Annotated in this window: 17 protein-coding genes; 5 read left to right on the top strand and 12 right to left on the bottom strand. The window is 43.3% G+C overall.

All coding sequences use genetic code 11. The annotated features are described in order from the left end of the window. Positions 1-20 precede the first annotated feature (20 nt). Both ftsH and G601_RS0100645 read right to left on the bottom strand, forming a co-directional pair. On the bottom strand, positions 21-2,318 hold the full coding sequence (gene ftsH, locus G601_RS0100650) for an ATP-dependent zinc metalloprotease FtsH (RefSeq protein WP_026664151.1): 2,298 nt from the start codon (positions 2,316-2,318) through the stop codon (positions 21-23). A gap of 119 nt (positions 2,319-2,437) precedes the next feature. Next, positions 2,438-3,967, bottom strand: coding sequence for an ASKHA domain-containing protein (locus G601_RS0100645; protein ID WP_207638000.1), 1,530 nt, complete (start codon positions 3,965-3,967; stop codon positions 2,438-2,440). 336 nt (positions 3,968-4,303) lie between these two features. Between G601_RS0100645 and G601_RS0100640 the strand changes: the two genes are divergently transcribed. The 5 genes from G601_RS0100640 to G601_RS0100620 all read left to right on the top strand — a co-directional run bounded on the left by G601_RS0100640 (position 4,304) and on the right by G601_RS0100620 (position 11,075). Next, complete coding sequence (locus G601_RS0100640) at positions 4,304-5,512, top strand: SPFH domain-containing protein (protein ID WP_026664149.1); 1,209 nt, start codon at positions 4,304-4,306, stop codon at positions 5,510-5,512. 49 nt (positions 5,513-5,561) lie between these two features. Further along, positions 5,562-6,647, top strand: coding sequence for a hypothetical protein (locus G601_RS0100635; protein WP_026664148.1), 1,086 nt, complete (start codon positions 5,562-5,564; stop codon positions 6,645-6,647). 15 nt (positions 6,648-6,662) lie between these two features. Continuing rightward, positions 6,663-7,478, top strand: a complete 816-nt coding sequence (locus G601_RS0100630; protein ID WP_051205433.1) for a TPM domain-containing protein — start codon at positions 6,663-6,665, stop codon at positions 7,476-7,478. Positions 7,479-7,609: 131 nt separating this feature from the next. Then, positions 7,610-9,391 (top strand): GGDEF domain-containing protein, encoded by a 1,782-nt coding sequence (locus G601_RS0100625; protein WP_026664146.1) that lies wholly within the window; start codon positions 7,610-7,612, stop codon positions 9,389-9,391. After that, positions 9,384-11,075: a GGDEF domain-containing protein gene (locus G601_RS0100620; protein WP_026664145.1), complete on the top strand. Its 1,692-nt coding sequence runs from the start codon at positions 9,384-9,386 to the stop codon at positions 11,073-11,075. Before G601_RS0100625 ends, G601_RS0100620 begins: the two co-directional genes overlap by 8 nt. Positions 11,076-11,151: 76 nt before the next feature. On the opposite strand, the gene G601_RS0100615 is transcribed toward G601_RS0100620, so the two are convergent. The 10 genes from G601_RS0100615 to G601_RS0100570 form a co-directional block, all read right to left on the bottom strand. Further along, positions 11,152-12,405, bottom strand: a complete 1,254-nt coding sequence (locus G601_RS0100615) for an extracellular solute-binding protein (RefSeq protein WP_081673329.1) — start codon at positions 12,403-12,405, stop codon at positions 11,152-11,154. A gap of 3 nt (positions 12,406-12,408) precedes the next feature. Then, the gene (locus G601_RS21385; protein ID WP_051205430.1) at positions 12,409-13,140 is read right to left on the bottom strand and encodes an HD-GYP domain-containing protein; all 732 of its coding nucleotides are present in this window, start codon (positions 13,138-13,140) and stop codon (positions 12,409-12,411) included. A 16-nt stretch (positions 13,141-13,156) separates the two neighbouring features. Beyond that, positions 13,157-14,314 (bottom strand): GGDEF domain-containing protein, encoded by a 1,158-nt coding sequence (locus G601_RS0100605; RefSeq protein WP_026492394.1) that lies wholly within the window; start codon positions 14,312-14,314, stop codon positions 13,157-13,159. A 74-nt stretch (positions 14,315-14,388) separates the two neighbouring features. After that, complete coding sequence (locus tag G601_RS0100600; protein ID WP_026664143.1) at positions 14,389-14,796, bottom strand: hypothetical protein; 408 nt, start codon at positions 14,794-14,796, stop codon at positions 14,389-14,391. 20 nt (positions 14,797-14,816) lie between these two features. Further along, on the bottom strand, positions 14,817-16,619 hold the full coding sequence (locus tag G601_RS0100595) for a glycoside hydrolase family 27 protein (protein WP_051205428.1): 1,803 nt from the start codon (positions 16,617-16,619) through the stop codon (positions 14,817-14,819). A 194-nt stretch (positions 16,620-16,813) separates the two neighbouring features. Continuing rightward, entirely contained in the window at positions 16,814-17,575 is a 762-nt protein-coding gene (locus tag G601_RS21380; protein WP_051205426.1) for an MBL fold metallo-hydrolase, read from the bottom strand. Positions 17,576-17,599: 24 nt separating this feature from the next. Further along, on the bottom strand, positions 17,600-18,256 hold the full coding sequence (locus tag G601_RS0100585; RefSeq protein WP_026492391.1) for a flavin reductase family protein: 657 nt from the start codon (positions 18,254-18,256) through the stop codon (positions 17,600-17,602). A 1-nt stretch (position 18,257) separates the two neighbouring features. Then, positions 18,258-19,778 (bottom strand): ribosomal protection-like ABC-F family protein, encoded by a 1,521-nt coding sequence (gene abc-f / locus G601_RS21375; RefSeq protein WP_051205424.1) that lies wholly within the window; start codon positions 19,776-19,778, stop codon positions 18,258-18,260. A 24-nt stretch (positions 19,779-19,802) separates the two neighbouring features. After that, positions 19,803-21,059: an MFS transporter gene (locus G601_RS0100575; RefSeq protein ID WP_026492390.1), complete on the bottom strand. Its 1,257-nt coding sequence runs from the start codon at positions 21,057-21,059 to the stop codon at positions 19,803-19,805. Between the two features lie 480 nt (positions 21,060-21,539). After that, positions 21,540-22,313, bottom strand: coding sequence for a class I SAM-dependent methyltransferase (locus G601_RS0100570; protein ID WP_026664141.1), 774 nt, complete (start codon positions 22,311-22,313; stop codon positions 21,540-21,542). Positions 22,314-22,363: the final 50 nt, after the last annotated feature.

The following is a 22,363-nucleotide window of genomic DNA, read 5'->3' as shown; positions in this document are numbered from 1 at the left end:
CGACAGCCTTAATATGAGTTTTAGTTATTATTGTTATCAAAATTGTCAGGCACATGAGAGAAGCGGCCGCCACTCTGCTGACCCTGATCAGAATTATCATTCTGAGTATTGGCATTATCTGCATTATTTGAAGGTGTGCTATAGGAATCATTTACTTCCGCATCAAAAATTGATCTGGGAGTACTCTGAGGCCTGTAGCTATACGCATCATTCTGCGGAGGATATGTCATACCCTGGGGCTGATTGTAGGTCCCCGGCTGATTATATGTACCCGGCTGCGGAATGGCAGGCTCGGGAGCAGGCTGAGGTGCCGGCTCTGCAGGCTTTGCCTTTTCCTTAATCGGTACATTCTCTCCAACTGCTGCCGACTCAGGACGTGTAGCATAGATTCTTCCGTGCTTGGAAGCTTCTATCTCTTCCTCTGTAGGCTCAGGGATATTCTCAACCTCGCGGTAGATCTTCATGAATTCCTTACCGGTGATGGTCTCCTTCTCAATAAGGAACTGTGCGATCTTATCCATTGTATCAATGTGATCGCGGATGATCTGCTTAGCCTTCTCATAGCACTCGGAAAGCAGCTGCTTAACCTCTTCATCCACCAGATACTCTGTCTGAGGGCTGCAATTGAGCACTCTGTTTCCGTCAAGGTATCTGTTCTGTATGGATTCAAGCTGCATAAGACCAAACTTATCACTCATACCGAACATGGTAATCATGCTTCTGGCCATTGATGTAGCCTTCTCAATATCATTCTCGGCACCTGTTGTTACGGTGTTGAAAATAACTTCCTCTGCAGCACGTCCGCCGAGAGAAACGATGATATCGTCAATTATCTCATCCTTTGTCTGAAGATATTTCTCATCCTCAGGAACCTGCATTACATAACCGAGAGCTCCCATAGTTCTGGGAACGATTGTGATCTTCTGTACAGGCTCTGTATTTTTCTGAACTGCACTGATAAGAGCATGACCGACCTCGTGATAGGATACGATCTTTCTCTCTTCTTTGGAAAGGATTCTGTCCTTCTTCTCTTTTCCTACAAGAACCTGCTCAACAGCTTCCATAAGATCCTGCTGGCATACATATTCTCTGTGAGCCTTAACTGCGTTGATGGCTGCCTCGTTGATCATATTCGCAAGGTCAGAACCGACTGCACCGCTTGTTGCAAGAGCAATTGCCTTAAGATCAACTGTCTCATCCATCTTAACGTCCTTGGAGTGAACACGAAGTATCTCTTCACGTCCCTTAAGGTCAGGCTTGTCAACGATGATACGTCTGTCAAAACGTCCGGGTCTGAGGAGCGCCTTATCAAGGATCTCAGGTCTGTTGGTAGCACCAAGTACAAGAACACCCTTTGATGAATCGAAACCATCCATCTCAGAAAGGAGCTGGTTAAGTGTCTGCTCACGTTCTTCATTTCCGCCGCCATACTTGCTGTCACGGCTTCTACCGATGGCATCAATCTCATCTATGAAAATAATGCAGGGTGCATTCTTACTGGCCTCTGCAAAAAGCTCACGGACGCGGCTTGCACCGACACCGACATAGAGCTCGATAAAGTCTGAACCTGCAAGAGAATAGAAAGGAACATGTGCTTCACCGGCAACAGCCTTGGCAAGAAGAGTCTTACCTGTTCCGGGAGGTCCCACCAAAAGGGCACCCTTGGGAAGCTTGGCACCGATCTTAACGTATCTTCCGGGATTGTGAAGGAAATCAACAACCTCAACAAGTGATTCCTTAGCCTCATCCTCACCGGCTACATCCTTGAAGGTAACTCCGGTCTCACGCTGCATGTATACCTTTGCATTGTTTTTTCCGATTCCGAGAGGACCACCGCCCTTTGACATACGTCTGAAAACAAAGGACAGGATAAGCCACATCAGTAAAATAGGAAGAACATAGTAAACTGCAAAAGAGATGATGGCACTTGAAGAATCAGGTACCTCACTTGATACGGGAATCTCTGCATCAAGTAGTCTCTTGGTCAGTGTGGAATCATCCTCGGCTTTACCGGTGTAATAAGTCATCACCATGGTTGAGCCATAGAAAGGATTATACTTAAGCTCATCCGAGCTTACCTTCGGTATGATATTGATCCTGTCATCCTCGATAACTACGCTTTCAACCTTTTTGTCAGCTATCATCTGGATGAACTCGGAATAAGTCACTTCCTTATTACTTGTAGAAGTAACTGCCCGCATAATGTAGGTCATAAACAGCACAGCTATAAGCGCTGCCACAACCAGAAGCAGGACGTTTTGCTTCTTTGGTCCGTTATCTCCCCCGGAGCCATTATTGTTTGTATAATTGTTATCCATTGCTTACCTCTTAAAAAATCTTTTATCGTTCTATTATAAGTATAACAGAATCATAAATCAATCGCGCCCGTTCAAAAAACATTGTGTAAAATATAAAATTTTTATAAACATTTAACTTTTCAGAAGTTCATCGTTTCTATAAAAGAATCTCCGAACTCGTCTGTCTCAGCAAGCTTTATTTCCACAGCCATGCTTACTATTGTATTCATTCTGTCCGTAAAATCCTTATCACCTAACACCTTAATACAGCCTAAGAGAGAAGTATTACCTACGCATTCACATACATCTCTTCCGATAAACTCCTCAGGTAGCAGCTTTAAAAACCTCACCTTAGAGGTATCAAGATGCTCGCTAAAGCCTCCCGCCAGATACACCTTATCGATGTCCTCAGGTCTGCAGCCATGTGCTTCAAGGAGAGTGTCTATTCCGCTTCTTATAGCGGCCTTTGCAAGCTGGACCGCTCTTATATCATTCTGGGTAAAAAATATTCCTTCGGTAGATTCATCCCCCTTATATAAAGGAAAGCCCTCTTCAAAATATTTATCCTCAAAAAGTCCGGTTTCATCTATTGCCTTGGTACGCCTTAGCTCAGAAACAAGCTCCAGCACACCGCTTCCGCAGATTCCTAAGGGCTTCTCACCGCCTATAACCCCAAGCTCCGCATCCTCCTTCAGAGTTACATGCTCTATTGCTCCGGTAACCCCTGGCATTCCGCAGGATATTCCCCCGCCTTCAAACACAGGACCTGCTGCCGTGGAGCATACGCTTATCCTCTCGGAATCAGCAACTGCCATCTCCCCGTTAGTACCAAGGTCAATCAGCATGTATCGCTTCCCTTTCGGAATCCTGTCAAAGGAAAGAGCATACATTCCGGAAACTATATCGGCACCAACAAATGCCGATATCCCTGGAGCAAGCAGGCACTCCGTTTCTGATTCCCTTTCTTCCTTATATAGAAAAAGTTCATTCGCCTTAAGCTTCGGATAAGATAATCTGACTGGCGTATAGGGAGCTTTCCCAAGTCCCTCACAGGAGTCCCCTGTAAGAAGGTGTAGCATTGTGGTATTACCTGCGATCATCATCTGCTTTATTTCAAGTCCCGCGGTAATACTTTTTATATCATCTACGACGCAGTCCCTAAGCTCCTTAGCCTTTCCGGAGTTTGCAGCCTGTATCCTGCTAATCACATCAGCCCCGTACCTTCGCTGATGATTCATGATCGTGGTTTTGGAGACCTGCTCCGGATCGTCTCCATCTTTTTCCTGCATCACGGCAGCCGCGATAGTAGTCGTTCCTATATCAAGAGCTATGCTGACTTCACCTTTAATCTCATCAGCCTGAGGCTTTTTTATGGGGGCTTTACTTCCGCTCTGCAGATTATCGGATATATTATCGCTGTAATAGACCTTATCGATTCTGGCATCCTCGGTAATGACAGCTCTACAGGAGAGCCTTATCCCTGCTTCGATCTCACTTTCTGTCAAAAAGCTTCTGTCAGCATTTCCGGTTTTTGGTGCTCCATAGATGAATTTCACCCTGCATTTTCCGCACCTTCCCGTTCCTCCGCAGGGCCTTTCCTGTTCAATACCGTTCCTTATCATGAACTCAGACAGAAGGGTTCCCTCAAATATTTCATATTCTTTATTCAAATACGTCAATTTACATTTTTTCATATAATCAGGGCAACCTGCTCCATTTTGTAATAACTCACTCTCTATTATACTCTATACCGCACAAAAGCGCATGAATACTTATTATATAGCAAATGAATACCTTTTTATTCCCTACGCGGCTGCAAGATGTGTACGAATATTTGCAAAAAGCGGCAAAATGGCTTTTATTTGCTCATGTTTTTTATTATAACCAGGATTATTGTGGTATAATTTTTTCAGTGTCTGAAATTGTTCAGACAAAACAAATGCCTTTTTAACGTTAACTGCAAATAGCTGACGTTAAATAAATGACAAAAAGGAGGATATATTAGTATGGGTATTTTAAAAGCTGGAATTGGCGCTGCATCAAGCGTACTTGCTGATTCCTGGAGGGACTATTTCTACTGTGATGCACTTCCTACAGACACACTTGCGATCAAGGCTTCAAAGAGAACCGGCAAGGGAAGCTCCAACACAAAGGGTAACGACAACATCATTTCAAATGGCTCAATCATTGCTGTAGCAGACGGACAGTGCATGCTTATCGTTGATCAGGGTAAGGTAACTGAAATCTGCGCAGAGCCCGGCGAATTTGTTTATGACGTTAGCACAGAGCCTTCACTTTTCTATGGTGATCTCTCTTCTAACATTAAAGAAACTTTCAAGAAAATCGGTAAGCGTGTTGGTTTTGGCGGCGACGCAGGTAACGACCAGCGCGTATACTTCATCAACACAAAGGATATCATCGGCAACAAGTACGGCACCGCTAACCCGGTTCCTTTCCGCGTAGTAGACAGAAACATCGGTCTTGATGTTGATATCTCTATCCGTTGCCACGGTGAATACAGCTACAAGATCATCGATCCTATTCTTTTCTATACAAACCTTTGCGGTAACTTCACAGGCGAGTATAAGAGAGAGAATATCGAATCTCAGCTTAAGAGTGAGCTTCTTACAGCTCTTCAGCCTGCATTTGCTAAGATTTCAGAGGCAGGCGTTCGTTACAGTGCACTTCCCGGACACACAACCGAGATCGCTGACGCACTCAACGAAGTACTTTCTTCAAAGTGGTGTGACACCTATGGTATCAAGATTTCTACCTTCGGTATCAACTCTGTAAACGCTTCTGAAGAAGACGAGAAGATGATCAAAGAGCTTCAGAGGAATGCTGTTTATTCCAATCCCAACATGGCTGCAGGCGCTCTCGTTGGTGCTCAGGCTCAGGCTATGCAGGATGCAGCAAAGAATACAAGTACAGGCCCCATGATGGCATTTGCAGGAATGAACATGGCTCAGCAGGCAGGCGGCGCAAGCGCAGCTAACCTCTTCGCTATGGGTCAGCAGCAGGCTCAGGCAGCTCCTCAGCAGCCTCAGATGCAGCCCCAGAGCCAGGCTGGGTGGACATGCTCCTGCGGAACCGCTAACAACGGTAACTTCTGCTCAAATTGTGGACAGCCCAGACCCAGCGCTGACTGGACATGCTCCTGCGGAACTGTAAACAGCGGCAAATTCTGTTCAAACTGCGGCAAGCCCAGACCATAATCGGCTTGATGGCTCAAAAACAGGAAATATTTTAATAGGAAATTGATTTATGGGATTAACTGAATACGAATGTCCCGCCTGTGGCGGGATAATGAACTTCGATGCGGCTAGTCAGCTCCTGGCATGTCCTTACTGCGATAACAAGATCAAGGTAAGCGATTATGTTGCTCCCAGAAAAGAGGAACAGGATAAGGATGCAAAGGCTGACAGCAACGAGTGGATGCATGAAGGCAATGAGTGGCAGCCCGGTGAAACTGACGGAATGGTTGTTTATTCCTGTCAGTCCTGTGGCGGCGAGATTGTGGCCTCTGAAAATGAAGGCTCACTTACCTGTCCTTTCTGCAGTAACAATGTGGTTGTTAAGGAGAAGTTTGCCGGCGACCTTCGTCCGGACTATGTCATCCCCTTCAAAAAAAGCAAGCAGGATGCCATGAATGCCTACGCAGGCTATGTAAAAGGGAAGCTCCTTTTACCCAAGGTTTTCTTCGCACAGAATCACATTGATAAGATTCGTGGTATATACATTCCTTACTGGCTCTATGACGGCAAGGTTGATGGCGACTACGAATTCTCTGCAACCAAGGTAAGAACCTGGAGTGACAGTGACTACAACTACACCGAGACCAGCTACTACAATGTAGAGAGAAGCGGTGTCGAAGAATTTGCCAATGTTCCTCACGATGCATCAAAAGAGATGCCTGATGACCTGATGGAATCCATTGAGCCCTTTAATTTCAGCGAGGCAGTGCCCTTTAACGGCGGATATCTCGCAGGCTTTTTGGCTAACAGATATGACATCAAGGCTGAAGACACCCAAACACATATTGTTGAGCGTATGAAGCACACAGTAGAAAGCGATATCAGGAATTCCGTTTCCGGATATTCTACCGTAGCTATTACCTCTAAGCAGCAAAACGTCAGAGGCTTGAGACATAAATACGCCCTCTATCCTGTCTGGCTCCTTAATACCAGCTGGAATGGCAACAACTATCTGTTTGCCATGAATGGTCAGAGCGGTAAGTTTGTCGGAAATCTCCCTGTAGACAAGGGCAGAGCACTTATTTTATATCTGCTCTCAGCACTTGGCTTCACGGTTCTGGCAATTATTGTTTGCTTAATCATTATCAACAGTTAGTGAAAGGGTCAGTTTATGAAATACAAAAGAAAACTTAATTATGCATCGGTGCTCATGATCTGCATGATACTGATCATGCCGCTGCTTATGCCCTTCACAGCAAAGGCCGACGGCGAAGGCATGGTAGCTCCGGTATACTGCCAGGATGGATCTCTGTTCCCGGTTGTTGATGCAGCTGATCTTCTAACAGATGATGAGGAGAACTCCCTTGCCAGCCACATCTACGAGGTGGAATCAAAGTATAATTCCGCAATTGTGCTGGTAACCGTTGACACCCTCGGTAACAGAACCGTCGAAGAGTACGGCGATGATTTCTATGATTATAACGGCTACGGTTATGGCAATTCCCATGACGGTATCCTGTTTCTCATAGATATGGGCAGCAGACAGTGGCATATTACCACAACCGGTAGTGCCATTAAGGTCTACACCGACTCAGCGCAGGAAACTCTTATAAGTAAGTGCGGTAGTGATCTATCTGCCGGTGAGTACTACAGTGCGTTTGATAAATTCATATCAGCCTGCGATTACAGACTGGGCATTATCCAAACGCGCAGAACATTTAACTTCCCCAAGTTCCTGATCTGCCTGGTTGCCGGACTGGTTCTGGCACTTATCCCGCTGATTGGTTTCGTACAGCAGCTAAAGACAGTTCACAGGGAAGCTGGAGCATCAAACTACTCCCAGAAGGGACTTGCTCTTACACGTAAGAGCGACAGATTTATGAGAAAAGCTGTTACCCGTACTGCAAGACCTAAAGAAAGCTCCGGATCCTCCACCCATAGTGGTTCTTCCGGTACATCCCACGGCGGAAGCAGCGGAAGCTTTTAAAACCCAACTAATAAAAGCCTTGAGTTCGAAAGAGTCTCAGGGCTTTATTGTTATACAAAATTCAGAAAATAAACTCTTTTTTTATAAACCACGCCTACGATTATTGCTATACTTAATAATAGGAGACTGCTATGAGATTACGAGATTACATGCATATAAATGTGTGGCTGCTGCCAATTTTGCTTGTACTAATCCCGGTTATTCTGATACTGTTTGGCAGCGCTTTTATGACCACACCAAGTACTTATTATATGACCATTCTTAATGAAGGATGGTCTGTTAAGCATGGTGATTTCGAGGTGGAGAACGCGGCTCTTAAAAATCTTGATATCGGAACCGCCAACACCAATGATATAGTCGTGATCAGCAGGCTTATTCCCAAAGAAGAAGTGCCCTCTGCCTGCCTTATGTTCAGATCAATCCAGGCAGCTGTTACTGCAACCATAGACGGCAAGGTAATCTACTCCTACGGAGATGATTATGCTCTGCGAGGTGAACTGATTCCCAAGCATTTTAACGTTATCCCTTTGGGCAACATCAGCGAGGTAGGCGGAAAGCGCATCACCATTACCTTCAGAGTTTACGAAGACAACGCATTTTCAGGTCTTTCAGAGGTCTACTACGGCAATCGCAATGACGTGGAGCTTGCCTATATCCAGAAAAAGCGCCTTCCCTTCTTTATCGGAGGCTTTCTGACCCTGTTTGCATTCCTTTTACTTACGCTTTCATCCTATTTATACATGTATCACGGTCACGATCTTTCCCTGATATTCAGTTCGATCATATCCTTTGTACTTGGCGCCTATAACCTGGCATTCAACGACATATTCTGCTTCATTTCCGATAATGAGGTTTATTTCTGTCTGCTTGAATATGTGACTCTGTACTCAGTACCCTTTGCAATTATTACTTTTCTCGTTTCATCGCACCCGGAGCTTAATACCATCCTTAATAAAACACTCATAGCTATCAATGCTCTTTTCCCGATCATTACCTTAGCGCTGCATCTTTTCAAAGTTGTTCATATAAATAACTTCGTATCTACACTCCACATTATTGCTCTTTCTGAGGCGATTATGATTCTTCCTCAGCTTGTGCTGAATGTGGCAAAGCGATATAACGAACAGAAAAAATCTCTGGAGTTTACCCCCAGAACCTCTGACAGTGTATTGGTTCTGGGCCTGGTTATTTTCATAATCTGCTCCGTTGTTGACATCATAAAATACAACATTTTCAAATTCTTCGTAGCAGGCGGCGAAGTATCCGTGGACATCAACTTCATGACCATCGGTGCCCTTTGCTTCGTGCTATGCCTTTTCGTGTTCTACTTCTACCACGGAATCGAGCATATCAATTCCATATACATGAAGGAACACCTTGAAGGTCTCGCCTATACCGATTCCCTGACAGGTCTTATGAACCGTGCAAAATGTATGCAGTACATGGCATCAGTGCAGGGCAATTTCGCCCTGATAAGTCTGGATATGGACAATCTGAAAACAGTAAACGACAGCCTGGGGCACCAGGAGGGCGACCGCATGCTTTCTTCCTTTGCAGATATTCTGAAGCAGACCTTTGCGGGCTCAGCACTTATAGGAAGAACCGGTGGCGATGAATTCCTTATTGCAATTGAGAATCCCGTAAAAGGCACCTGCGAGAAGCTTATCGACGATCTGAGATCTCGCATTAAGACATTTAACCAGACAGAAAAAAGCTTTAATCTATCCACTTCCTGTGGATTTGCTTACAGTAATGAAGTAAGCGAAAAGGACGCTAACAGCGTTTTTGTGCTTGCCGATAACCGTATGTATGAGGAAAAGGAATCTCACCACGCTTCCAAAATAGACAGATTTGTGAACGATATTATAGGTTCTTCTCTCCACGGCAAAGGAGGTGAAGCAGATCATGCGTAAACGAATCCTGTTTCTGATAATTGCCTTTATTACATTCCTTATCCTGGCCGCAATCTGCCATTATCTCTTCTATCCTGTGTATGAGAAAAAAATGGAACGGATAAGCGATGGCTGGACCATTACTATTGGTGACACCGTATATGAGAACATAGACCTGAATTATATTCCAAATAATATAACCTTCCCTACAGGAAAGGACGCTACTATTTCTTTGTCCAGGGTCATACCTGCCAGCAGCACTTATGTATTCCCTACGATCATGTTTCCTTCAAGATACTCTGCATTTGATTTTTTTGCTGATAATGAGCTTATAGATGAAGGCTTCAATGATCTGCTTGAAGAAGGATCCTTCATCGGAAAAAGCAATAATATGATAACGCTTCCCAGGAAGGACACACCCATTTCTGTAAGGATTGACCTACATGTACCTGAAAAAGCCACATACTCATACTTTGTTCCTCCCATCTACGGAGAGTATCATGACGTTATAAGGGGTTACCTTTTCCAGAATATGTTCCCTCTGGCTTCAGGTATTTTCCTTATAATATTTGGTGCGGCCTTCTGTATCATAACCCTTAGTTTTTATAAGACCCTGCCAACTATCCTGTCGCAACTCTTTTCATCAATACTTTTTGTAGATCTGGGAATTTGGATTTTGACCTACTTCAATCTCCTTGATTTCTTTCTATTTACGAATTCCAAATCCTCAGAGGTTGAATATTTCTCACTATATTTGATGATTCCTCTGACCTACACAATAATCGGATGTATTCAGGACCACTACAAGGACTGGATTTTCCTTGTTGTGGCCGGAACAAGCACGATCATATGTCTTACTCTGATAGCGCTTCATTTTTTAAACATCATGCATATGGACCGCACACTCCATTATTTCCAGTGTGTCTCCATCATGTGCTCATTGTTCTTATGCGCCACTTTTTATAAGGACATAAAACAGAAAAAACTGCTTCCGGCAGAAATCATCCAAATGGTGGGGCTGACCTTCTTTACAATGTCCTACCCGGTGAATTTCATAGCCTTTACATTGGAGCTCGTTCGCATAATCCCTCTGTCCATGCTGACTTCAAGGCTTATCCCCATGGGCGGACTGATATTTGTATTTGCCAACCTGATCAACTACTTCATATACATCTCCGAATCCTTCGCCATGAGAAAAGAGTATGCGTCACTTACTCATCTGGCGTACGCAGATGGTCTTACCGATCTTCCGAACCGTTCAAGATACGACAAATATATGTCTGATCTTGATAAAAGCACAGATGAATATTGCATAATAAGTCTGGATCTCAATGGTCTTAAGGAAATAAATGATAAAAAAGGCCATGCAGCAGGTGATAAATACCTGATAGAATTCGCATCCGTGCTAAAACAGTGCTTTGAATCAAAGGCCTTTATAGCAAGAATAGGCGGAGATGAATTTGTGGCCATACTAAAAGAGGAATACTTCAACCAAGTCGAGACTCTGATCACAAGACTTAAGGATGCGTTGGAGGTTAAGAACGTTCTCTATCCCGGCTACAGACGAAGCGTAGCCACTGGCTTTGCCTATAGCACAGAGCTTAACCACAGAGATTCACACAGCGTATATCTTCTCGCTGATAAGAGAATGTATGAGAGTAAAAAGATCATGCATGCAAAGCTTGGCATAGCGCCAAGAATCTGAATAATTATAAAAGACTTTCGCCACGGCAAAATAATACCTTCCTCCTTGCTTATATAACAAAGAGGAAGGTTTTTTATCAGCTGTTTTCGAGCATTTCCTCAAGCTCTTTCTGTGCATCTTCAAGTCCTGCATCTACGCTCTTTTCACCTGAGATAATCTTTTCCATCTCATTTCCAAGAATAGTATAAAAGCTTGGCCATTCCTTCATCACAGGTCTGTAAACACCATTTTCAAGTGCCGTGCATACTGCCTTAAAGGGAGGGTTATCAGCTAAGATCTTTTCATCGGTAAGACTTGAATATCTACAGGGAACTCCGCCGTACTCTATGGTATTTTTCTGCACTTCCGGATCCATCAGATATTTAAGGAGCTTAATTGCCATTTCCTTATTGGTGCTGTTCTTAGGAATTCCTATAGTCCATATTCCATATACATTTGCATTGTATTCTACAGCATCATCTGTAACTCTCCCGTGTATTGCTACATAATCCGAAGAAGATCTGGTGGTCGGAGTGTACCAGCCAGGCCAGCCTACAGCCATGGCAGCTGCACCATTAGCTATGGCTATAATCAGATCATCTCTGCTCTCCGATTTTCCTGTAGCGATGAGCTCCAGATAGAAGTTCATGGCATCCTTGAATTCCTTCGTATTTACCGTCGGCTTGTTGTTCTCATCCACAACCCAGCCACCAAATGAACAAAGAATCGGCAGGAAATCAACCACATAATTATTGGGCGAATCACCTCTGTACATAAAGCCAAGATTACCCTTTTCCTTGGTAACCTTGCACACGTCTTTTATAGCTTCAAGTGATGAGAGCTCCTCTCCTTTAAATCCTGCTTTTGCTACCAGGTCTTTATTAAATAACAGAACCGTCACATTGCCATAATAAGGAGCAATATAGAGATTACCCTCGCCATAGCAGATAGTTTTCGTCGCTTCTATTATGTCGTCATCCAGCTCATACCCTTCCGCTGATAAATTCAAAAGTACATTTTCAGTGGTCAGCTCTGCCTTCCAGGAACCATCAACCATGCAGAGATCGTATTTCCCCTCTGCATTAGTAGCATCTTCAAGAATACCACTGTGAAGCTCTTCCTCACCAAAATCATAAACATCACATATTACCTGATTTTCTCTCTCAAAATCTGCAAGGCAGGATTGGATAGCATCAGAATATACTCCGGATCTGAGCGCAAGCGAAATATGCGGAGCCGTCTCCGGATCCACTCCCGATTCACGTTTTGAGCTATTAGACTTCCCACAGGAAATCGCTCCCGTCATCATGGCTGCCACAAGTAGGACGGAAACCATTTTTTTCCACCACATGCTTCAGCTCCCCTTTCTGTGCTCAGATGAAATCTTCATTTTTCTACGAACATCATCCATACATGCCTGAATTCTGCTCATAGGTATGTTGCAAAAGCAATTAACAATCCCCTCATCAAGCTGCGAGCCTGCTACCGACCTAAGTTCAGCTATGGCCTGAGCATAAGATAAGGTTGCCTTATAGGAACGGTTCATTGTAAGTGCGGAATATGTATCCGCAACTGCGATTATCCTTGCTCCAAGCGGAATCTGATCCCCCTTAAGCTGATGATAACCTGTACCATCTATCCTCTCATGATGATAAAGAACATACGAAAGTGCCTTGTTTAATCCAGGAAGTTCTCCCAGCATTCTGACACCTATATCCGGATGCTTTTTTACTATGTCCCACTCTTCCTTATCAAGCTTGCCACTCTTCTCCATAATGTCATAGGGAATTCCAAGCTTGCCAATATCCATGAGAAGTGCTGCATAATGCAGATCTCTCTCCCTGATAAGGAGCTTCTGGGGATATGGCATAAAGCGATAGATAAGCATTGTGAGATTGTGAACATAAAGCGAATGTCCTCCAAGGTTCGGATTATCAGCCTCAATGATTCCCACCAGAAGTTCAAGTAAAATTGCAGCCCGCTTTTTACCCATGTGATAGTAATAAAGGGACATAGTAGCAAGCACTACAATTATAATTGCAAATATAATAAGCAGATCGATTAACTTTGGATTATTCCAAACCATAGTGTTCCCCCCTGCCCTAATCTGCAATATCTACAAATCGTATCTGATTCTTGCCTGCACGTTTGGACTCATACAGGGCTTCGTCAGCACGCTTATAAGCTTCATCAATATCCATATCTTCTCTTGTAATCTCTGTCACACCAAAGGATGCATGAATTCCGTGAAGCTCTCCAATCTCGACAGCATTAAGTGCCTGAAGCATCTGCTGCAGGACTTCTGTAACCTCCTCACGATTTTTCTTTCCCTTGATAAGTACAATAAACTCATCACCACCAAGCCTTCCAGGGAAGCTCACACCTTCGGTAATAACCTTATCCTGGAATGCCCATTTTTCGGCCATGTCTATTCCAAGAGTATCTATAATAGTCTGGCCTGCAATCTGGATAGCCTTATCACCCATCTGGTGACCCAGCTTATCATTTATCTGCTTGAACTCATCCAAATCAAGCAGGCATATAGCCATATATTCATCATGTGGTTTGTTAAGGATATTTCCGGCCAGAGAAAAGAACCTGCCGCGATTTAGAAGTGAAGTCAGCGCATCAAAGCTGGACTGTATCTCCAACTCTCTTTGAATCTGAATGTTCTTTTGATAAGTAATAAACTGCTGAACTCTTGCTCTTTGGAACGCAAAGTGGAGTCCTATGGAAAGAGTCAGGAAAATAATAGCGTTATACAGATCCTGCGTTGCTATGGCCGCAGTTTTAACACTAAAAGAAGAATAAAGAAAAACAGCCGTACATATTCCCAATAAAAGCAGTGCCCTTAGCATTGTCGCAATAAAGGAAAAGGAAAGTACAACCGTCATTACCATAAACAAAGTTGCAACCATGTATGGCTGATCAATAGATATTTGTACGGAAAAGATCATCCATGTCAAAATACATGCTACGGAAAGAATGGTTACTCCTATTGTGGAGTCCCTCTTACCCACTAATCTGGCAGCAATTATATATGCCGCAGCTATAACAGCAAAAATGGTATAGAGATGTATCTTGCTCTGATTGACACTAAATAGTCCAAATGCATTGAAAGCAATACACAAAACATTGACCGCAAAAAACCAGCCATTCAGGATCTCAACGTGCTTTCTGTTTGTGCTGTTTATGAATGCCGAACAATCTTCTAATGTTTTTTTGTCGTATCCATAATAATTCGCATTTTTTATCGCCATGCACTTACCTCATAAGACCAATAGCATGCCATGATACGTGTATATTATTACTTTAACAGACAAATATAATCAGATTATAAACTCCATATAATATTTGTATTTTTTTGAACCATTTTTTCGACTGCCATGCGCAGTTCTTCTGCTTTCATAGTGTCGTTTATTCCAAATATACAGGGTCCTACACCATCTATGATACCGCGCTCATACATCTGCGCTATGGCTTCTGCACACACGCGGCACTCATAGATATCCCTGAGCTTTTTGGACCTGATCCAGTCTAAATTCGGGAGCTTCAAAACTATCCTTGAAAAGGCATATAAAATCCTGGCAGCACTCTTTTTATTAACAGGGCTCCCAAGCATATCCTCTGAAAAATATGACATCACTTCCTTCCAGAAATGATCTATATCAATATCATTTTTATCAGAATGAGCCATCTCGTATTCACTTATTATGTAATCAATAAAGGCTTCTATATTCATTATTCCAATCCGCTTTTTCTTCAGGCTATGGGTGTTACTATAAATGTCAGGTTATCACAAGCCTTAATGGATGTGGCCCCAAAAGCCCCTGTAGCATTCTCTGATACTTCCCCTGTCCAGATGTTTTTAACACTGTATTTTGAAGCTTTCCTTATCTTATCTCCAAAAAGCTCCCTGATTTTATCTATATCAATGCTTATATTCTGGTTCTTATCCTCTTTGCTTACATTGATAAAGCTGATGGCAAAATCACCATTTACAAGAGGCTTTACAAGAACATCAATCCTGTCTATGTCTCTGATATACTCCTTGTCAGGCTCTGTCTTTTGCAGGGTTGAATACACTCTCTTTGCCTGAATTCCAAGAGCATCCTGATTTATTCTTATAGCATCTTTATTAGCGATAATGTTATAGATCCAGTCACCCTTTTGAACACGTCTTAAATCAAGTCCCAGCATAAGCGGTGAATTTATCATGCACCACATTGTCATGTGTGTTCTGCACTGAGTTTCATCAAGACCATTCATTCCTATCATGAGCATATCAGGGTCATTCCAGCCCTTTTCAAGGCCTGCGAATTCATCCATGATTACTGCCTTGTTGTACTGAGTTGTCACGCTGGTGGTATAATCCTCAACCCACGCACCGTGTCCAGGATCTCCATCACTTCCAACTCGGAAGGTTATGTCATTTAGTATTCTCCAGGAATCGCACACCTTATAAGCCCAGTTCTGAGGATGAGTCTTTCCCCACTCGCAGGCGGAGTAAATAATCTCATTGTCAGGATTAATGTTAGATAATTCCTTAAGGAGTCTTGCGTAGGAATTAAGAGTATTCTCCTGTCTTCTGTGGTTCATAAGACGGATCGTGTTTTCACCCTTCTTAAGCTTTATCCTTAAGGGCTCACTCCAGGTAAAGGGTAAAAGCTCCTTCTCCTCTTCGCCTTCCTCCTTTTTAAGGGCAGGTATCATATCCTTATTAAGAAAATCATCAAAGATAAGCTCGTCATTTACAGCAATCTGAAGCCAGTTGCCAACACCCTCTCTGGCGCCTGCCTGATACTCAACCTCTATCTCATACTCTGCCATCTCATCAGCTGCGGATACATGGAAAATAAGCTCGCTACTCCTAATTCCAACTGGTGATGACTCAGGACCTGTGCCATCAAAGGTTCCAAGGCCTGTTATATGATCATCCTCTATGCTTGCACGACTTCCTGTGAGCTCTGCCTCCACAGCGGGAAGTATACACTCTGTATCGCTATTATCCGCTTTATCTACCAGCTTAATAGCTCTTATATTTGGTGCAAAGGTATAAGCAGCATTTTCAGGATTGGAAAATGTCGCATTGTCGAAGGGATAGTAGCAGTTATCCACCTTCAAGAAATCTACTCCCCACTCTATATAGCTCTTGGCATCCTCCTTCTCATGACCGCAGGTTCCTACCGCAGCTCCTGCGCAGAGGTTGGTTCCTATGTCATTGTACATTCCGAACTTAAGTCCCTTATCGTGAATGTAATCAGACAGAGCCTTAAAGCCTGAAGGGAATTTATTCTCCTCATTTGAAAGTCTGCCATCCACTCTCTCAGGCTTGTAGCAACCGTCATCAAGAATCACATATTCATATCCAAGCTTATCAAGACCAAGCTCCGTGATCTTATCCGCCATAACCTTGGTAAGGGCCTCTGTGTTTCCGCTTCCGAAGGCATTCCAGCTGTTCCATCCCATTGCAGGGAGATGATTTTTCTTTTTGTTATATAAAACTTCGCCGTTATCAAAAGCACTAAAACGTCTGTCATTTTCAAGTCTGTCAGGTGTGAGCATAGCTTCCTCCATAATCAATATAATTCGTATCTGCTGTCTGCTGCATAATTTATCCTTATAGCAAGAATTCCGGGAAGAACATTCCCGGAACACTCTTTTTCTCTATTAACTTAGCGTATATTAGTCCAAAACTCTTATCAGAACTTGCCCTTATCTCTTCAATTACTGCGTATTTTAAAACCGTTTACAAAATCTCAGCATGAAAACTCTTCGCCTGCTTTATACTCTCTTACCTTCTGTTCGGGGTACTTAATTTCCACATAATCAACGAATTTTTTAGGATCTTCGCCATTAAAAGCGAACATATCGTAATGCCCTGGAACAGCAAGCCCCGGTTTCAAAACTCCCACAAGATCTGCTGCCTCCTGATAGGTCATATTTCCGATGCAGTTATCGCGGAGCCTTTCTGCATCTCGTCCATTGATTGGAGGAAACATAACATCAAAGGAACCCTTTTCCCTTAATTTCTGATATACACCTTCATAAAGGCAGGTATCACCCATATGACATATCTTAGTATTTTTGTAAGTAATAATATACATAAGGTACGGGTGAAGGCCGTCATCTGAAGCATCAAGGAATTCATGGGCTGCAGGAATAGCTTCTATATGGACATCTCCCTCATCTGCGCTTATCCCCTCATCAACAAATATGATACGCTCTCTGTCTATTCCAAGCTCTCCGGGAAGAGTTTTCTCAAAAAACTTTGGAGCTACAAACTTTGTCTTAGGAAAAAGGCCTGCAATTTTCACCCATGCATCCCTGTCTATATGATCGATGTGGTCATGGGTTCCGAAAATAAGAGATACGTCTCCAAGGTCCTCTATCTTAACGATATTCTCTACCTGTCTTCCGTCCATGTCCGACAAAAACAAGTCTATTCCAAATTTACAGCCTGTTTCCTCATCCCTTACAAGTATTCCCTGTTGTCCTGTTCTCATGAATTTTACAGCCATAGTCTGTCTCCTTTAGTCATGGACTTATTTTTTCTTTTTCTTATCCTTCTTCTGTTTTGCCTGCTTGTTGTCTTTTTTTGCAAAAGACTTATCCTTCTTGGAAGATGCCTTCTTGCCCTGCTTCTTGGCAACACTGTAACCGAACTTTCCGACCTTTTTGCCAAGCTTAAAATACTCTCCATGGGAGTATGCGATAAGATCAGCTCCGTTTAAGTCAAAGCGTCCCTTTTCATCAAGATACTTATCATCCACGGTAACGCACACAACCTCTGCCACAAACATGACATGACTGCCCAGCTCCAGCGCCTCTTTAACCTTGCACTCGATATTAACAGGGCTCTCGGCTATTCCGGGTGCAGTTATCTTCTGGGATTCCTGAGGCGTAAGTCTCATCTCCTTAAACTTGTCAAAATCACGGCCTGAACGCACGCCGCACCAGTCCGTAGCTCTTGCCAGCTCGCTGCTTGTGAGGTTAACCACAAACTCTCCCGTATCCTTGATGATGCTGTAGGAATATCTGTCCTTTCTCACTGAAATGGAGAGCATAGCAGGTGAACTGCAAACATTCCCTGCCCACGCCACAGTTATGATATTCGGGGTCTCGCCCTTTCTTCCGCAGCTCACCATTACTGCAGGTATCGGATATAACATATTTCCCGGCTGCCAAACTTCTTTTGCCATATTAGTTTTCCTCTCTTATCTTTCCATTCTCGATATAGAGCCTGCCGGTTGCGATCCTGTCCACAAACATCTTGTCATGAGATGTGAAAAGAAGCGTTCCTTCATACTCAATCAGGAGCTTCTCAAGAGCCTCAACTGATGGAATATCCAGATAATTTGTAGGTTCATCCAGAATAAGCAGGTTTATATCAGATACGAACAGCATCGCAAAGGACAGCTTCATCCTTTCACCACCCGATAACTGGGATGCCTTCTTGTTCATATCCTTTTCCGTAAGTAGTAATCTGGATAATATTATACGTGATAAGCTCTCGGTCTGTATACTGACACGCCTTATGTTTTCAATAACCGTGCTGTCATAATCTATCTGCGACATATTCTGTCTTGCATATCCGATCTTTGCACCGGGTACAACATACACCCTTTCTCTCTTGCTGATAAGCTCAAGAAGCGTCGTTTTCCCTGCACCGTTACTGCCAAGGATGGCAACCTTGCTTCCGTTCTTTATCATGAAGTCCGCATCATCAAGGATAACCTTGTCATCATACGAAAATGACACATGCTCTCCTCTTATGACAATCGGGTTTCTCGGAGGATTTGTCAGTCTGAAATCAGGTCTTGCCGTGGGCTCCTCCTTTGGCTTTTCCTTAACCTCCATGTGCTCTATTCGCTTAAGGACATTGGCAGCGCTTTTCTCCATGTTTTTAGCCTTGTCCTCCGGCTTTCTGTTTCCGCAAAGAGCTCTCGCCTTGGCTTCACTGGAAGAGATATTTCTTGGCTTTTTCTCCACCTTCTTGGCCTTGGCTTTTTTCTGGGTATATACACCCTGAAGTCTTTTCTTTTCAGCCTGATAATTCTCGTATTCAGAGAGCTTTGTCTTAAACTGCTCATCCTTTTGTACTACATAGTCGTCGTAGTTACCGTTATAGCTTGTGAGCTCTCCAAAGGATATCTCAACTATCCTGTCACAGAGCTCGTTAAGAACCGATCTGTCATGACTTATGATGACCATGGTCTCAATCTCACCAAGCCTCTTTTTTAATAATTCCACTCCCTCATAATCAAGGTTTGAAGTAGGTTCATCCAAGAACGCAACCGCCTGCGGGCTGGAGAAAAGCTGTGCAATCCTTATTCTGGTATTTTCTCCGCCGCTGACATTTTCCTGCCAGAGCTGATCCTGAACTCCCATTTTTCCGGCTTCCTCGTAGTCGGTATCATAGGCAGCGCCCATGTATGTATTATCCAGATCGTCTCCGGAAGGGTCCGCGCTTCCGCTATTACCTGCTATCCCAAGACCGAACTGCTCAAAGTAAAAGGGCTCACACTCTCTTGTCACCGTGCCCTTTGATGGGGATATCTCGCCAGCAAGGATTTTGAGCAACGTGCTTTTTCCTGCTCCGTTTACCCCCACCAGACCGATCTTTTCACCTTCGTATAAATAAAACCTGTCAAAATTAAGGACTGTCTGCTCACCATAGGAGTGGACTATATTCTCTGCTTTTATAAGTATTCGTCCGGACATAGTACCTCCTTTCAAAAATTCAAATTACATACTTCTGTTATAGATTGGCTTAACATGCTTTCCGTTAAAGCCCACAAATACAATAGCTGCACCTACGCTCACAAGCTCAAACAGGAGCAGTACCGCTCTCTGGTCCATATAGACCGTAAGCACTCCTGCAAAAAACTGTGAAATCAGGGCACCTGATGTGCTAAGCACCTGAAAGGCACCGTTGAATCTTCCCTTGGTCTCATCTGGTACATAGCTCTGTGTAGATGAAATTCTTATGGTATAGCTGGTAACTCCACCGATTCCGACTATAAATCCCATAAGCATCGCTACATTAACAGGTACATAGAGATAAAGTCCCTCGAAGACACCTATGATTACGTACACCATAAGGGCGATATAAAACTTAAGCTGCTCAGGTATCTTTCTCCTGTAGTGGTACATGCCTCCAATGCCTCTTCCGATAACTGCCATGCCGAAAATGCACTGGAATAAATACTCACCGTTTTTATAGTTGCTCTTAAGGTACGGGAGGCATATAACCTCTGCTGCTCCGCCGGCCATAGCGCTAAATAAAAAGTAGACAGCAATGACCATAAGTCCTTTTTCTGAAAACAGATACAGGAAGCCTTCTTTTATATCAAAAAGAACTCTCTCCACACGTTTCATATCCTGTGTGTCCAGTCTCTGACTCTGTTTTTCTATATAGCTCTCCTCTGCCTTTATATTGACCTCCAGGCATGCAGCTACAAAGAAGCTCACACCATTTACGAGAAGCATCGGCCAAAGTCCCATAAGGTTATATAAAACCGTTGCAAGTGGAACCATGAAATTAGACAGAGTCTCAAGGGTACTCGCAATCGAATATGCCTTTGAGAAATTCCCCTCTGTAATAAGGAGTGGATAAAAGCTGTCATAAGCCACCATGTATATGCTGTTTATTGATCCTATCACCAGACTAAACAGTGCAAAGATAGGGAAGCTGAACCATCCGCTCCAAAGAAGCATGCCCATGGTCAGATATATGGCTCCGCTGGCAAAATCCAGTGTATAGATCATCTTTTTTCTTGAAAATCTGTCAAGAACAGCTCCTGAAATAATAGGTACTATAAGCTGCGGAACAGTGTATGTCATAAGGTACAGTGCATACATAAAGGTTGAGCCCGTATAATCAAGCACCATCAGGCTCATTGCAAAGCCTGCCAGACTGTTTCCAAACATTGAGACAACACTGCCAATTGTAATTATCGTAAAATCCCTCGTCCAAAGAGGGTTATTATTCTTCGTTTCCATTCCGGTAAACCTCCGTTAAGTCGTTTCTACTAAGCTTTATTAATCATTTATATCCAATCGAGTAGGCTGACTCCTACTCGATTTCGCACACGAACATTCCGCACTTCGTGCTCCATGTTCTTACAACCGGCAAATGAATTTGTATGCAAGCATCCATTCGCTTGCCGGTCTTGTGCAACAAAAAAATCCGCCTGCATTACGCAGACGGATCTGTAATCTTAATCATAATAAAATCCCCCTATATGCATAGATAGGGACTTACCAAATAATATATAAATTGGTTCTATGAAAAGATATCTACAAGATAAAATGATCCACCATTAAAAAAGTCATCAAAAGGTGACCTTCTCAACAATCTGCGTAATGCAAAATTTTTTATGAATCAATTTACCTGTTCAACATCTCCTCATACCTCCAATAGTTTTCTAAGCGCTATATATAATATAAGCACCTCAAAATTGCATTGTCAACAGTTTCCCGTTAAGCTTTCTTTTTGGCAACAATCAGAAATCTGTGGATAGTACCTTCAACCTTACCATTCTTATCGATTTCTTCCTGCATCTTGAGAAGCTTATCAAAGCACTTATCAACTGAAAATCCCGGGAACTCCCACTCAATGATGTGAGCGAACCACACGAAAGCTCCGACATCGAAAAATCTGATTGGTCTGTATACTTCATCAGCTTCAAGAATCTCAAAGCCAGCCTCCTCAAACTGCTTCTTTCGAATCTCCAGGCAGTTGTCAGGGAAGGGCTCCTCTACCTCAGGAAGCACCATCTTCACAAGGTCTCTGTCGTTCTTTGATCCAACCTGCTGGGTAACAAAAATTCCGCCACTCTTCAGCACTCTTTGTGCCTCCCTGGGATCAAAGTCACCATGTCTGTTTATATAAATATCAAAAGTGCCATCATCAAACGGAATATTTGACGCATCATCGCAGGCCCTGAAATCAATTCCAAGGGGAAGAAGTGTTTCCTTACAGAGCTCAACGTTCGGCGGATAGCCTTCCGTTGCTGCTGTATTCTTATGGGGGTGTCCCAGTGAAAGAAGGAACTCACCACCGCCTGTGTCAAAGTCCAGAAGCTTCATATCCGGAGTTCTGTACCTGTTTATGATCTCCTCATAACTCCAGGGAAGATCATCCTGCTCTGTGTATCGTCCATCGATGTGAGAAAAATCCCATCCCTTTATATGCGCGATGCTCTCTTCCTCAAGCCACTTTTTTCTTAATGTTTCAATTCTTTCTGTATTCATAACTGCTCCTTTTTCAAACAATGTTTTTAGTAAATTAGTTTATTCGTCGC

The sequence above is a fragment of the Butyrivibrio sp. FC2001 genome, assembly GCF_000424125.1.
GTDB lineage: Bacteria > Bacillota > Clostridia > Lachnospirales > Lachnospiraceae > Butyrivibrio.
Note: the sequence above shows the minus strand (reverse complement) of the source record. Positions and strands in the feature narration are given on the sequence as shown.